The following is a 13,421-nucleotide window of genomic DNA, read 5'->3' on the forward strand; positions in this document are numbered from 1 at the left end:
TTGCGCAGCATTAGTGAAACAGGAAGTCCGAAAGGAATGATTATTACTAGACTTGACAGCAAATCTTATTGTTTTAATGATTCACTTCATGCGGTTAAATTGGACAATCTTGAAGAATGGAAACGTAAGGTTATTTTGGGGATATTTTGGTCATCACTAACTCGATATTATTTTTTCATGACATCTGGCTCATGGCGGTGTTGGCATCCTGATATTAAGTTACTTGAAATCAAAAAACTGCCTATTCGTTTACCTAAAGATAAAAATTTACAAGCCAAAATAGTCGGCCTTGTCGATAGCTTGCGCAATAGGGATGACGGGCTATTGGCAGACCATAATGAAATTGCCGTGCTGGAAAAGCAATTAGATAAAGCTATTTTTGAGCTGTACGCGCTTAGTGAAGCAGAACAAGACTTGATTTTGGATATGTGCGAGACGGGCTTGGACTTTTTCTATCAGGCCAATAAAAGTAAAGCGATTAAGCCCCTTAATAATATAGCCAAACAAGGCTTAATACAGGACTTGCCGCAAAACCGCGACCAAGAACAAGGTTTGCAAGGTTATTTATACGCCTTTCTGGATGCTTGGAATGCGGAACTGGAACCGGAAGGCGAGTTTAATTGGACGGTTATCAATCTCCCGAATAACCCTATGTTGGCGGTTATTTTTAGCACCCAAAATAAAGGTGAACCGCTACGCCTGTTGCCGGACACCACCCAAGCAGATTGGGATGCGGTTTTGGAGCGGTGCGGTGCGGCGTTAAAGTACCCTGTCAGCCAGAATATTTATATTGAAGGTATGGTGAGGTCGGTCAGCGATACCGAAATCATTATTATCAAACGTAATGAGCGCAGATTATGGACGCGGACAGCCGCGCGTGAAGATGCGGAAGCGACGTTGGCACAAGCCATCCGATTACAAGAACTCGCATAGGAAGATAAATGATACTGAGCAAGCGGCGTAATCGGATGGTGGAGGATGTTGAACGTAGTTTGGCCTTATTGCGCAGTGAAACTGGCATTAATTGGATAAATGCTGAATTTGCGAATGGTAAAGGTAACAGAAAGGTGGAAAATCGGTTGAACCGTGCATTTTTGTTTTGTTTGCGTAATGTTTTTCAGCAATATACTATTGTTCAAGAGCTACCCATTCAACCTAAAACGGATACGCCCTACAGCCCATCAGAAGAAAAAAAGCCCGATTTTTCCTTTTTTTCCTTAGAGCTAAATGACGACTTACATGAGGGCGTTTATTTCCATATTGAATGCAAGCGCTTAGGCTCAGCCACCAGCCGTTCTTGGAATTACAATGAAGCATACGTTAATAACGGTATCCGCCGGTTCACTACCGATGAATTCTGTTATGGCATTGATAGGGCAATGGGCGCAATGGTCGGCTATATTGAAGATATGGCGTTCGAGGACATTTTAATGCACGTCAATACCGAAATCGCCGCAAAATTAACGGTAGATCCGTTAACTAAGCATTCGCCCGATTGGCAAGAACAAGCAACAACCCGCCTAGGTCATACTTTTGACCGCCCTTTTGAAAAATCCCCCTTTACCCTGCATCATCTTTGGTTGGATTTAAGAGGCTGTTATCCGCGTAAAGTACCGCCAGCCGCTTAAGTGGTTAGCGGGCAGAACCGATAGTGTTATCGTTACTGCGGTGCTTCACTTGCCCCGCTTTTTCAAACCCCGTTTGATGTCGGCCATGTAGATTTTAAAGCGCGGATGGTCGGAAGACAGGTAGTATAAGCCGTAACGCGGCAGTTTATAAGGCATTTCTGTGCCTTCCAGCATTAGTAAATAGGTCTTGCCTTCGTCTAGGATAACCGGGCAGCGGGCGTTGGCTTCTTCGTCGGTTTTGGTTTCGGCTTGTAGGGTGTCGCCGGGTTTTCCGGGGCCTTTTAGGGTTTGGACAATCTGGCCTGTTAAGCTAAACGGCGGGCCGTACCAACTGTCTGGCTGGTCGGGTTTGATGGCGGTGACTTTTACGACATACACCTGCGGGTAGCTTATGATTTTTTCAAGCGGAAAATAGTCAGGATAGCCCACCAACGATTTGCAGGCATAAACGGGTTGGGTGAGGCTGATAAGCAGGGCCGATGCCAAGTATAAAGCGGTGGCGATAAGTTTAGAGCCGCTTAGTGAGTTTTTCATATAATCTCTATATAGAGTCCGGCGTTAAGTAAACGATAGGCTAAGCGTTGGCATACAGGGTTATATCGTGCAATGGCTAAAGACCATTGCACTCCGCTCGGTGAGGGCTGCTCTTTCTGTAAGCGGTTGAACGGCGGTTAAAAAATAGCTGCACGCCTACTTACTGGTTAATTTCAGATAGCCTTGGGCGGCGTCCATTTCGATTTTAAAACGGCTGAGAAAGCTTAAGCCCAGCAAGCCATCGATGGGGCCTAAATCATCCAGTACGACAACTTCGATATGTTTCGCTTCCACACCCTGTACGGCAACGGCATCGATAAAACCGTGGCGGCCTTCTGCCGTCCCCTTTGCCGTTTGGCTGATTATGGTCGGCCAATCCAAATAATGCAGTTGCATCCGATTGGCGAATTTTTTTGACAAAACCACAAAGGATGCGCCTGTGTCCACTATGAAATTACCATTATGTTTTTTGTTAATGGTGGTGTTCAATTGTATGGTCAGCCCGTTTTTGCTTATCTTAATCGTTGCTTTGCCGCTGCCTTGCATATCGGAGCAAGCGGGATTTTTGTATAAAGACTTTAATATGTTTTCAGCGTTGTTGGATACATCGGGATGATAGTATGAAAACTGTTCTAAATACGATATGCCTCGGCATGGTTGTCCCGACCTTTCGTATAGGTTGACCAATTCGAAAGGCGATTGTATCTCTCCGGGCATCAGGGCGAGTGTCTGTTCATAATCTGTGATGGCTGAGCGGTAATCGCCCATTTCTTTATGCGTTCCGGCTCTGATGAAGTGGGGGTTGGGGCTGAATGGATAGAGCTCAATCAGTTTGTTTGCTGATTCTAAGGCAATTTTCCATTCCGATATTCTTCTGGCGGCCGTATTACGATAATTATGCAATTGATCATAATCGCCACATTTTTCGAAAAAACGGTCGCTTAAATTTAAACAGGAACGGGCATTGTTTTCGGCGATGAGATCGTTACAGCGTTTTAATACCCCTATCCGGTCGCAAAGTTCCGGTTGTTTGGCTTGATGATTGTTTTTATTGGTTTCTGCATGTTTACTTTTAACAGTAAAAATATGGGGGTTTTTTCCGAAATCGAAGTAGTAGCCAATGCCGATGAAAATTAGGAAGCTTAATAGGCCATAAAAAACAAATGCGTTATTTTTCAATAAATAAAGCGTATTTTGCAACAAACTGACGGGCTCGCTTGATTGGCTGTTGGCGGCAGGGGCACTCCTATAAGGCTTTTTGCCCTGTGCCGCAATAGGGCTGCCGCAGTGTATGCAAAAATTAGATCCCTCTTCATTTTCTGTTTTACATTGGGCGCAATACATGAATTTTTCCTGATTGAATGTGTTGATGGCTCTACAGTTGCGGGGGATTTTTAGCCAAAACGGCCAGTAACGGCGATAAGCCTTTTAGGGCCCGGCGTTAAGCAAACGACAGGCTAAATGTTGGTACACTCGGTTAGGCCATCGTGCAATGGCTAAAGACCATTGCACTCCACTCTGTACCGCTCAATGAGTGACGGTATCCATAACGGACAAAAGCCCCTAAAATCCATATAGGGCATTGGTTTTTATATTATTTTTTTGCGAAATACACAATAACCCAGCCGACTGCATACAAGACCAATAAACTGACGATGAGTGATAGGATGATTTCCCCTATATAGAAAAAAACACGCTTAACGGATTCCAGTAACGGGAATTTATGGTTTGGCTGGGCATTTTGAGTGGATGCCGGGGTGTTATGGGCAGTTATGTTATTGGTGTCCATACTGTGGCCGCAGTTTTTACAAAATAGAGCGACAGCCTGATTTTTTGTGCCACAATTCCGACAAAACATGGGGGGGTATCCTTTACACATTGCCTGACAAACGTTCTGGTTTTTTTGCCAAAAAATCAGTTTAATGCCGAATTGTGCAATAAAGGGAATCCGATTGTCCAGAAAAATTTATCACCACGCGTCACTCTTTGGGTGATATGAGTGATATAAGTAGGCGTGCAAACGTTTTTTAATATTTATTTGCACTACAAAATTAAGAAGCCGTCATTCCGGCAATCCCTTTATGCCCCTAGGGATATGCCGGAATGACGGTTTCTTATTACAAATGTTAAAAAATATATGCACACCTACTTAGGGCCATTTAGTCAATGCGGGCCAAGCCGTTAAGTGACGGACTCTTTCATACCCGTTCCTTGGCTTGGTGGCTTTAGTTATAATAGCGTGAAGGGTTTGGGAAATATTATCTCACAGACAGCAATGGCACATTTCACTGGACAGCAGACATGAAGAGTAAAACCATAATAATAGCAAATGATTATACCGATACGCCGGCAGGCAGATATAAGACGGACGGCAGCTATTCGGGTGAGAGGTTCAGGGAGGAATTTTTGTATCCGGCTTTGCAGGATAATGATGAGGTCAATATCGATTTGAATGGGGCGTTAGGGTTCGGCTCTTCTTTTTTGGAGGAGGCGTTTGGCGGCTTGATTAGGGAGAAAGGGATGCCGTTGGCGGATATTAAGGGCAAGTTGAAAATCGTCAGCTCGCGGGCTTTATATAATAAAAGGATATGGAGCTACCTTGAGAAGGCGCAAGCGGAAAAAAGCAAAGTCTGGTAATCGCTATGTCGAGTTGTGATGTTGCGGCTATCGGCTGGGTGATCGCACTGGTCGGCCTTATCGTCAACCATCGTTTGACGGGGCAACGCGACACGCGCAAAGAAATTCGGGGGGAATTGGATAAGTTTTTAGTGGCCTTGAAGGTGCTGCGCGATGCCGCTAATGATTATTATTTTCCCGCGAAGCCCGATACTCAGCCTAAACGTATGGCATTGGACATACATAATCAATTTAGCGAACTGGACAGGCTGGTCGAATGGTTAAAAAGCCGACAAAAAGGTATGGATTTGGACGGTGATTTTGCCGACTTATTTGAAATGGTCACGGGTGATGATTTTGAATCTTCGGCGCATCTGCCGGGTGGACACCATGCCAGAAAATGCCAGGATATATCCATTAAGATTCAAACGATTATTGCTAAAATCGAACAGTGGTACGGCAAGCACTATCAACGTTAATCCGCTTGTTCGCTTGCTTAAGCGTGTAGGCTCTAGGCGGTTCTGCCTGACGCTTTATCAATGCCGACAGTTGCCGGATGTTCGTTTGAAGAAATAGGGCGCAGTTTGTTGGGCAGAACCGATAGTGTTACGTTATTCGAGACTTCACTTACCCCGTTTTTTCAAACCCCGTTTGATGTCGGCCATGTAGATTTTAAAGCGTGGATGGTCGGAAGACAGGTAGTATAAGCCGTAACGCGGCAGTTTATAGGGCATTTCTGTGCCTTCCAGCATCAGTAAATAGGTCTTGCCTTCGTCTAGGATAACCGGGCAGCGGGCATGGGCTTCTTCGTCGGCTTTGGTTTCGGCTTGTAGGGTGTCGCCGGGTTTTCCGGGGCCTTTTAGGGTTTGGACAATCTGGCCTGTTAAGCTAAACGGCGGGCCGTACCAACTGTCTGACTGGTCGGATTTGATGGCGGTGACTTTTACGACATAGACATGCGGGTAATTGATGACTTCTTCAAGCGGAAAATGCTTGGGTTCGGGGTCGAATGATTTGCAGGCATAAACGGGCTGGCCTAGGCTGGCAAACAAGGCCGCTGCCAAGCCTAAAGCGGTGGCGATAAGTTTAGGGCGGTTCAGTAGGTTTTTTAGCATTTTGGCCTTGCCTAGGGGGATGGTCAATAATTCGGGCGGTTATGGGCAATCAGTCGCTGTTATGGGGGATATTGTTTTGTTTTTCGATGCCTTCGGTTAGGTTGTAGCCGTCGTCGTTAAACAGGTCGCCGGTAAAAAATATCCGTCTGTCTATAAGCCAAGCCACTTTTTTTAGCTTGTCGCTTTCGATAATCAGGGCGGCGAGTTTTTGGTTGTTGTCGACAATTTGTACCACAAGGGTTTTGGGGTTGGTGGGGTCTTCTTTGAGCGCACCTGTGACGATATGCTGGGCGGCTTCTAGGGTCAGCTCTGGACGCGTGGTAGGCATTTCGGCTTTTTTGGCCTCTTTCAACGCTTGCGCGTCAAAATAGCCGATGTCGTAAGCGACCTTAAAGACCACGCCGAGCAGAATCACCCCGCCGTAGAGAAAAAGGCCGATTTTTAGCCGCCTTCTGACGCGGGGGTTGGACAGTTTTTTAGCAATACGGCTCATTTTATTACTCAATGGTTTAGCGTTTTGTGGTGGCACAAAAGAAATATTTTGTCCGGGTGGGCAGGTGGTTTTGTCCGACAATGCCGCTTCGGCAACCCGCATCGTACCACCAAATCCCAGCACCTTAAAGCGGGTATTGTGAAATTGGCGGCATGGCCGAAAACCGTAGGGCGGGCAGGTGGTTTTGCCCGATAAACTCCCTTTGGTCGTCCGCGCCTTACCGCCAAACCCCAGTACCTTAAATAGGGGTTTGGAAGTTGGCGAAACGGGCAAATGTCAGGCAAAACCGCGTGTCCGACGCGTTAGGCGGCTTCGTCAGGCCAGGTGAAATTTAAGCGTTCGGCGACGGTGTGCAGCCAGTGCGGAAGCCGCCCTTGGCGTTGTTGGTAAAACCGCCGCCAAAGCTCCGCACCCGCTGGCTCTGTTAACGCGGTCGGTTCATGGTGGTTTAACCAGCCCCAGGCGCATAAATAATACTCCAGCGCAGGGTTTTGCTGGGCGGGGGCTAGGGCTTGCCAAACCGTTAACGCCTGTTGAACCCCCTCGCGGCGTTGCTTTGGGGATACCGCCAGACAAGCTTGCAGCACTGCCGCATAAAACCTTAACTCAGCTTGTTGATGCGCGGCAATTTCGCTAGGTAGCGGGGGTAGCGGCTCTGCCCACCCACCGTTGACGGGCTGTATTTCCTCCAGCCAATGCAAAAACCTCACGTTAAAATAGCTGTTGTAAGCATCAAATTCATAACGTGCCGGCGTTTTCACCGCCAGCCGTTCATAGATAGCCGCCGCTTGTTGGGCAGAGCCTTGGGCTTCGGCATATTGGCCTGCCTCGCTAAGACGGATCGCGTAATTGTTTAAGGACATGGCATAGTCAGGCTCAAAACGGTCGGGATTTTTTTCCACCAACCGCTTATGGATAGCCAGTGCTTGTTGGGCAACGCTTTGGGCTTCGGCGTATTGGCCTATCTCGCCGAGAGAGTTCGCGTAATTGTTTAAAGAATCGGCATAGTCCGGCTCAAAGCGGTCGGGATTTTTTTCTGCCAGCCGTTTACGGATAGCCACCGCTTGTTGGGCAAAGTCTTGGGCTTCGGCGTATTGGCCTATCTCGCCAAGAGAGTTCGCGTAATTGCTTAAAGACGTGGCATAGCCCGGCTCAAAGCTGCCGGGATCTTTGTCCGCCAACTGTTTATAGATAGTCACCGCTTGTTGGGCAAAGCCAAGGGCTTCGGCAGATTGGCCTGTATCGCTGAGACGGTTCGCATAATTATTTAAGGACGTGGCATAGCCCGGCTCAAAGCGGCCAGAATCTTTGTCCGCCAGCCGCTTATGGATAGCCACCGCTTGTTGGACAAAACTAAGAGCCTCTTCATTTCTGCCCACTGCATTTAAACGAGTGGAATAATTACCTAAAACTGAAGCATAAATAGCCTGAAAAGTATCATCGATATTATTTTTTACTAGCGGCTGAAGAACCTCTAACGCTTCTTTAGCACAACCGACCGCCTCGACATTCCTACCAATTCGGCTTAAAGCAACTGATAAATTAGTTAAACTTTGAGCATAGTCTTGCTTCGCGCCAACAATATCCTTAGGCTTCTTGGCCAATTTTTTATAGGCCTTATTTTTTCTAAATAAAAATATCTCATAAGCCAAATGCCCCAGCTCTACAGACTCATATTTTAAATCAGCCCCCATCTCCCTGGCTGCGTAGCTTTGATCTTCCCAAACCAAGTCTCTAAACGCTGCACATGCCAATGCCGCTAATTCGCTAGGTGTTTCAAGTGCAACTGCGACAATATTCTGGCAACACTTTCTAAAATTCCGTCTTAAACCCGCCACTAAAATATCATTAAAATCAGTATGATGTATAGAAAGCCGGGCAATAACAGTTAAGGCGGGGGATTGCAGGGAATACTGCCCCATTGGGTCGCAAATGCGATGAGTGAATACATTGCTTATCCTATTAAAATGTCCGTAACCCTTAACCCCGCTGATCCGCCAAGCCGACATCAGGGAGGGTAATCATTATCGCCTAATGCTGTACTGGTGTGGGGATAATTTTACCTAACGTTCATAAAAATAGGGCAGGGTATTTATTTCAGCAGTTGTGCAACGCCGATTGCTTTTGCTAAAGCGCATCTTAGCGGTGCTTGCAAAGTAAGTTAAGGATTAATAATTATTAATCAATATGTTATGTGTTCATGTAACGCCAAATAGGATTAACCGTTCGCCCTGAGCTTGTCGAAGGGTGGACGGTTAATCCGCCCATGGTTCGACAGGCTCACCACGAACGGATTAACTTACTACGTTCACAATCTGTATCTTATTGAAATATAAAACATAAACCTTTAACTTAATGGCAGTGACCCCAGTCCTCCCTTTGGCAGGGGAGGGAGCCAAGGGCTTCTCCGTTGTAGAGGCTAAAGTTGGGGGGAAATGCTCTTTCCTCTGTCCCCTTCGGCTTCGCTCAGGGAACGCGGAGGCTGGGGGGCGTGTTTTCGCCTATGCAGCAGATTTTATTTCATGCGCGTTCCTGTCTACTTAAGCCAATCAATCATTCAAAAACACTTTTTTAAATTGCCCGTCTTCCCAGTAGACAATTTGCGCCCCGCCTTGTTCGTAGGGGGACAGCAAGAAGCCGTTGTTTTTGATCTTTACTTTGGCGGGTTCGTTTTGGGCGCATTCCCAATAGCCTTTGCCGCAGGCGGTTTCATGGACGGTGTTGTCGAGGAGTTGCAGTTGGGTGGTTTGCGGGCTTAAATCTTCAAAGCGGGTGTCATCGATTTGCAGGGTGGTGAAGTGTCCTTCGCCTTGGTTGAGGAAGACGAAAACGCCCCAGTTTTTACGGTGTTCGTCAAACAAAATCCAGGCCTCGTCTTTTTGGCCGTCGCCGTTAAAGTAGCCGCTGATATGGAAGGGGATGGGGGTCTCTTTTTTAAAGCGTAACCAGTCGCCGCGATAATCGGCGCGGGTCGGTTCGCACCAGCCGATGGGGATGTAGATTTTGGTGCGCTCACAGTGCGGGGTTTTTGCATCTGCTGCTGGTATGCCCAGGCCGAAGAGGCTGGCGACTACTAATAGGGGGATCAGGGTTCTGTTCATACTCTCGCCGTTTTCCAGTTAAGGTATGGGTGAAAAAGTCTAGGCAATGCCGCCTACCTTTGGCGGACAGTAACCCGCCCCGTTTGCTAGGGTCGGCTTGCTGATTGTCCGTTAGGAACGCGCATAAAATTAAGTGGGCGTTCCATTGCATCTCTGCGTATTAAACCCCACCCCAGCCCTCTCGGCAACTGCTCCTGCGTTGCTCTACCTCCTTTACACCCCTGAGGGTGTGCATCCATGCAGTCGCCCTTGGCAGGGGAGGGAGCTTATGGCTTCTCCGTCGTAGAGGCGAAAGTTAGGGGAAAAAGCTCCTCCCCTGCCAAGGGGAGCCCTTCGGCTTCGCTCAGGAGGGAGGGGGTTGCCGTACTTTCGCCTGTTCAACAGATTTTATTTCATACGCATTCCTTAGCGCGAAAAGACAGGCGATTCATCATATTGTCATAACAGCATTTTAAAATCAGTGACTTAAGCGCAATCCGACTAGGCAATACGGTTGTTTATTGCCCGAAAAAGCTAACTACTATCGGTTTGAAACTTAGATAAAGCATAGCCTATCCGCTAAGTTCCACAACAAGGGCGGGTGGTAAGCCAGTGGCTAGGGCGGCATTTTCTTTATTAGGCGGCTAATAATAACACACGGATTATTAAAATCTATTGCTTAAAAAACGCCTGACCACTCCCGTTAAACTCTGCCCGAACGCGGTTTTTTGACATAAGATAGGCATTAAGCTAATGGCTATCTTATGTGGCTAAAGCTCAGGCAGTAGGGCGTTTAGGTACGGTTTCACAACATAATAACGGTTTAACCCACTCTATTTCCGAAGGATATCATGCAAAAAGCCCTTACATTTGGCGGCCTGTTGGCAACCACTAGCCTGTTGTTCAGCCCGGTTTCCCAGGCGACTAGCTTCAATATCACTGGCACGTCCACCAGTGCGCAAACCCTTGGCAGCGCCAGCGGCCAGACGGGTGCGGTCGGCAGCGGCGGGTCGCTGACTGTTTCCGGCACCCCGGTGGCGGTCAGTATCACTGGCAATAACGCTACCCTGAGCAATCTCGGTACGATCTTCCAATCCGGCACAGGCCGGGCTGTCCGTGACAATACGGGGGTGACGGGGCTGACCGTTAACAACGGCAGCAGCAATAATTCAACCGCGCTGATGAAAACGGCGGACGCGGACGTTATCCAGATGAACAAAGCGGTCGCCAGTGTCACGCTCAATAATTATGGCACGATGACTTCGCTGAATGCGTCGGCAGGCGGTTCGCAAGTGGTGGACTTTGCCGCCATCACCACGGGCAGCAACGTCATCAATAACTACTCGACCGGGATTATGCAGGCCACGGAAGCGGACGCAGTACGCCCTGGGGTCGGCGGCACGGTGAATAACGCCGGGCTGATGAAGTCGACCACGTCTACGGGCAGCAGCAGTGACGGTGTTGATGTGCAGAACAACAGCGGCGTTCAAATCACTAACGATACCAGCGGAACGATTGAGGGTGCCCGCCACGGCATCACGGGCGGTGCGCTGGATAATACCGTCACTTTTACCGCCAGTGTCACGAATAATGCGGGCGGCATCATTAAAGGCGATAACGGTTCCGGCATCAATCTCGACGGTTTTAACGCCAACCAAAACGTTACGGTGGTCAACCACGGCACTATTACGGGTAACGGTGTGACGGGCGACGGTGACGGTATCGACGTAGATGGCTTGGTCAACATCACCAATACTGGCGTTATCCGCTCGATTAACGCTTATAGCAGTGTTGTCGGTTCGCCTGCGCAAAGTGAAGGCATTTCGGTAGGCGGCGGTACTATCACCAATTCCGGCACTATCGAAGGCTTGGTTGCTGCTGGCAACACCAACGCGGTAGGCCGGGGCATTTCTTTGTTGGGCAACGATATTACCACGGGGCCTTTGGCGGGTACGCGCGAGGCCATTTATGGCGATGCGACGGTGACGAACCAAGCGGGCGGCCTGATCCGGGGCGACAGTGATTCCGGTATTGCCGTCAATGGCCCTGCCAGCGGCCATACCGTTACGATTAATAATGATGCGGGCGCGACTATCCAAGGCGGCGGTACGGCTAACGCGGCGATTTTGACGGGTGCGGATAACGATACTATCACTAATGCGGGTATTATTAACGGCAGCAGTAGCGGCAAAGCCATCGACTTGGGCGGCGGCACGAATACGTTGAATATCCAAGGCGGTGCGGCTTCCATCCAAGGCGATATGTCCGGCGGTACGGGCACTAGCACCCTGAACTTGAATATCGGCACGGGCAATAGCTTTGCTTATAACGGCGCGTTGTCAAACTTCACCACTGTGCAGGTCAACAGCGGCACTACCACGCTAGCGGGCGCAAGCAGCTACAGCGGCGCAACCACGATTAATGGCGGCACCTTGCTGGCGGCGAACACGACGGGTTCGGCGACGGGTACGGGGGCGGTGGAAGTGAAATCTGGCGCGAGTTTGGGCGGTACGGGCAGTATCACGGGTGCGGTCACGGTTGATCAAGGTGGCACGTTGGCGACAGGTATCGGTGGGGTCGGCACACTGCATACAGGCAACACGACACTGGCCAGTAACAGTACGTTCGCTTTGGATTTGGACCCGAAAAACGCGGGCGGTTTGGGCTTTAACGATATGTTAAGCGTGGGCGGGGCGGTGTCTTTGGCTAACGCCAATCTGGTGCTGACGTTGTTGTCCGCCCCCACCGCTGACCAGACTTTCAACATTTTGTTAAATGACGGCAGCGATGCCATTAGCGGTTTGTTCAGCCAAGGCCATACGGTAGCGGCTAGCTACGGTGGCCGCAGCTATAATTTTTATGTGAGTTATTCGTCTAACGCTGATAGTGGGTCGTTGGGTAATGACATTCAGTTAAAAGCTATTCCTGAACCTGCTACGGTAGTTTGGTTTGGTTTGGGCGGTGTGCTGTTGCTGTTGCAACGGCGTTTTGCGGTGAAGGCGGCGGGGTGATAGAAGCTTAATGCTTGCTTAGGAACGCGCGTGAAATTAAGTCGGCGTTCCATTGCGTTTCAGCGTGTTAAACCCCTGCCCTCACTGCCATTAAGTTAGGCTATGTTACCGTTAATTATGGAATCTGATGTGGCTACACTAAACCGGACACATACTTTAAAATACCCTAAAAAGAGTGTGATCCTAATATGAGCCAAGAAAAAGTCAAAACCTATACCGCCGAATTTAGAGAGTCTGCCGTCAAGCTGGCCAATGAAAGCGATAAACCCATTGCCCAAACCGCGAGAGAGTTAGGTGTTAATAAAAACACCCTGCATACCTGGATCAACAAATATAGTCGGCCAATGGCACCGGGCAAAACGGTGCGGACGGACGATCATTTATACGAAGAACTTAAGCGTCTGAAAAAAGAAAACGCCCGATTGATAGAGGAACGTGATTTATTAAAAAAGGCGGCGGCATACTTTGCCAAGGATCAACGGTAAAGTACGCCTGGATCAAGCAACATGCCACGGAATTTCCTGTCGATTCAATGTGTCGGTTTATACCTTCTGGGGCACAAGTGCTGGTTTCGCGTAGTGCTTATTACGCTTGGCTGCATCGATCCCAAGCAATGAAAGAAAAGGAGAATATCGAACTGACGGCAATTATCCATAGCCTTTTTAAGAAGAGCCGGGCAACTTACGGCACCCGGCGCATCAGGAAGGCGTTGTCCGACCAACAGCGCAGCGTCAGCCGCCGCCGAATCAGCCGGTTGATGGATAAGGCCACAAGGCGTGTAAAACCAAGCGCAAGTTTAAGGCGACCACGGACTCCCAGCATGATAAGCCCATTTCGCCAAATCTTCTCCTGATTAGCAAGATGCTTCAGCCAAACCCAGTATTACGCGAAAGGACGGCGTCTACTAAAGGCATATCATTTAAGGGGCCGTATATCATGGCGAT

General features: G+C 48.7%; 12 protein-coding genes and 1 pseudogene. 6 read left to right on the plus strand and 7 right to left on the minus strand.

Annotation, left to right across the window (positions count from 1 at the left end; genetic code table 11):
- The first annotated feature begins 177 nt into the window (after nucleotides 1-177).
- Both AADEFJLK_RS00065 and AADEFJLK_RS00070 read left to right on the plus strand, forming a co-directional pair.
- Nucleotides 178-933 carry a hypothetical protein gene (locus AADEFJLK_RS00065; protein WP_103972870.1) on the plus strand — a complete coding sequence of 252 codons (756 nt, stop codon included), beginning with the start codon at nucleotides 178-180 and terminating at the stop codon, nucleotides 931-933.
- An 8-nt stretch (nucleotides 934-941) separates the two neighbouring features.
- Entirely contained in the window at nucleotides 942-1,628 is a 687-nt protein-coding gene (locus tag AADEFJLK_RS00070) for a hypothetical protein (RefSeq protein WP_146054467.1), read from the plus strand.
- Nucleotides 1,629-1,673: 45 nt separating this feature from the next.
- Here the strand turns inward: AADEFJLK_RS00070 and AADEFJLK_RS00075 are convergent, their stop codons facing one another.
- The 3 genes from AADEFJLK_RS00075 to AADEFJLK_RS26005 all read right to left on the minus strand — a co-directional run bounded on the left by AADEFJLK_RS00075 (nucleotide 1,674) and on the right by AADEFJLK_RS26005 (nucleotide 4,041).
- Entirely contained in the window at nucleotides 1,674-2,162 is a 489-nt protein-coding gene (locus tag AADEFJLK_RS00075) for a hypothetical protein (protein WP_103972872.1), read from the minus strand.
- A gap of 156 nt (nucleotides 2,163-2,318) precedes the next feature.
- Nucleotides 2,319-3,341 (minus strand): retropepsin-like aspartic protease, encoded by a 1,023-nt coding sequence (locus AADEFJLK_RS00080; protein WP_170064985.1) that lies wholly within the window; start codon nucleotides 3,339-3,341, stop codon nucleotides 2,319-2,321.
- A gap of 415 nt (nucleotides 3,342-3,756) precedes the next feature.
- Nucleotides 3,757-4,041, minus strand: a complete 285-nt coding sequence (locus AADEFJLK_RS26005; RefSeq protein WP_103972874.1) for a zinc-ribbon domain-containing protein — start codon at nucleotides 4,039-4,041, stop codon at nucleotides 3,757-3,759.
- A gap of 422 nt (nucleotides 4,042-4,463) precedes the next feature.
- On the opposite strand from AADEFJLK_RS26005, the gene AADEFJLK_RS00090 reads away from it, so the two are divergent.
- Together AADEFJLK_RS00090 and AADEFJLK_RS00095 are read left to right on the plus strand one after the other, a co-directional pair.
- The gene (locus tag AADEFJLK_RS00090; RefSeq protein ID WP_103972875.1) at nucleotides 4,464-4,799 is read left to right on the plus strand and encodes an STAS-like domain-containing protein; all 336 of its coding nucleotides are present in this window, start codon (nucleotides 4,464-4,466) and stop codon (nucleotides 4,797-4,799) included.
- A 5-nt stretch (nucleotides 4,800-4,804) separates the two neighbouring features.
- A complete protein-coding gene (locus AADEFJLK_RS00095; protein ID WP_103972876.1) occupies nucleotides 4,805-5,257 on the plus strand; it encodes a hypothetical protein in 453 nt (150 codons plus the stop codon).
- Nucleotides 5,258-5,401: 144 nt separating this feature from the next.
- Here the strand turns inward: AADEFJLK_RS00095 and AADEFJLK_RS00100 are convergent, their stop codons facing one another.
- The 4 genes from AADEFJLK_RS00100 to AADEFJLK_RS00115 form a co-directional block, all read right to left on the minus strand.
- Entirely contained in the window at nucleotides 5,402-5,893 is a 492-nt protein-coding gene (locus tag AADEFJLK_RS00100; protein WP_103972877.1) for a hypothetical protein, read from the minus strand.
- A 49-nt stretch (nucleotides 5,894-5,942) separates the two neighbouring features.
- Nucleotides 5,943-6,659, minus strand: a complete 717-nt coding sequence (locus tag AADEFJLK_RS25380) for a hypothetical protein (protein ID WP_232463690.1) — start codon at nucleotides 6,657-6,659, stop codon at nucleotides 5,943-5,945.
- A 29-nt stretch (nucleotides 6,660-6,688) separates the two neighbouring features.
- Complete coding sequence (locus AADEFJLK_RS00110; protein ID WP_103972878.1) at nucleotides 6,689-8,395, minus strand: tetratricopeptide repeat protein; 1,707 nt, start codon at nucleotides 8,393-8,395, stop codon at nucleotides 6,689-6,691.
- Nucleotides 8,396-8,935: 540 nt separating this feature from the next.
- Nucleotides 8,936-9,487 carry a hypothetical protein gene (locus AADEFJLK_RS00115; protein WP_103972879.1) on the minus strand — a complete coding sequence of 184 codons (552 nt, stop codon included), beginning with the start codon at nucleotides 9,485-9,487 and terminating at the stop codon, nucleotides 8,936-8,938.
- A gap of 830 nt (nucleotides 9,488-10,317) precedes the next feature.
- Between AADEFJLK_RS00115 and AADEFJLK_RS00120 the strand changes: the two genes are divergently transcribed.
- Nucleotides 10,318-12,477: a beta strand repeat-containing protein gene (locus AADEFJLK_RS00120; protein WP_103972880.1), complete on the plus strand. Its 2,160-nt coding sequence runs from the start codon at nucleotides 10,318-10,320 to the stop codon at nucleotides 12,475-12,477.
- 188 nt (nucleotides 12,478-12,665) lie between these two features.
- Nucleotides 12,666-13,326 (plus strand): annotated as a pseudogene (locus tag AADEFJLK_RS26010) (IS3 family transposase); the annotation flags it as partial.
- Nucleotides 13,327-13,421: the final 95 nt, after the last annotated feature.

The organism is Methylovulum psychrotolerans, assembly GCF_002923755.1.
Lineage (GTDB): Bacteria > Pseudomonadota > Gammaproteobacteria > Methylococcales > Methylomonadaceae > Methylovulum > Methylovulum psychrotolerans.

Bases quoted from the DNA above. Each gene is read 5' to 3' on its own strand.
- AADEFJLK_RS00065 (WP_103972870.1), top strand. From the start codon at position 178: ATGACATCTGGCTCATGGCGGTGTTGGCATCCTGATATTAAGTTACTT.
- AADEFJLK_RS00070 (WP_146054467.1), top strand. From the start codon at position 942: ATGATACTGAGCAAGCGGCGTAATCGGATGGTGGAGGATGTTGAACGT.
- AADEFJLK_RS00075 (WP_103972872.1), bottom strand. From the start codon at position 2,162: ATGAAAAACTCACTAAGCGGCTCTAAACTTATCGCCACCGCTTTATAC.
- AADEFJLK_RS26005 (WP_103972874.1), bottom strand. From the start codon at position 4,041: ATGTGTAAAGGATACCCCCCCATGTTTTGTCGGAATTGTGGCACAAAA.
- AADEFJLK_RS00090 (WP_103972875.1), top strand. From the start codon at position 4,464: ATGAAGAGTAAAACCATAATAATAGCAAATGATTATACCGATACGCCG.
- AADEFJLK_RS00095 (WP_103972876.1), top strand. From the start codon at position 4,805: ATGTCGAGTTGTGATGTTGCGGCTATCGGCTGGGTGATCGCACTGGTC.
- AADEFJLK_RS00100 (WP_103972877.1), bottom strand. From the start codon at position 5,893: ATGCTAAAAAACCTACTGAACCGCCCTAAACTTATCGCCACCGCTTTA.
- AADEFJLK_RS00110 (WP_103972878.1), bottom strand. From the start codon at position 8,395: ATGTCGGCTTGGCGGATCAGCGGGGTTAAGGGTTACGGACATTTTAAT.
- AADEFJLK_RS00115 (WP_103972879.1), bottom strand. From the start codon at position 9,487: ATGAACAGAACCCTGATCCCCCTATTAGTAGTCGCCAGCCTCTTCGGC.
- AADEFJLK_RS00120 (WP_103972880.1), top strand. From the start codon at position 10,318: ATGCAAAAAGCCCTTACATTTGGCGGCCTGTTGGCAACCACTAGCCTG.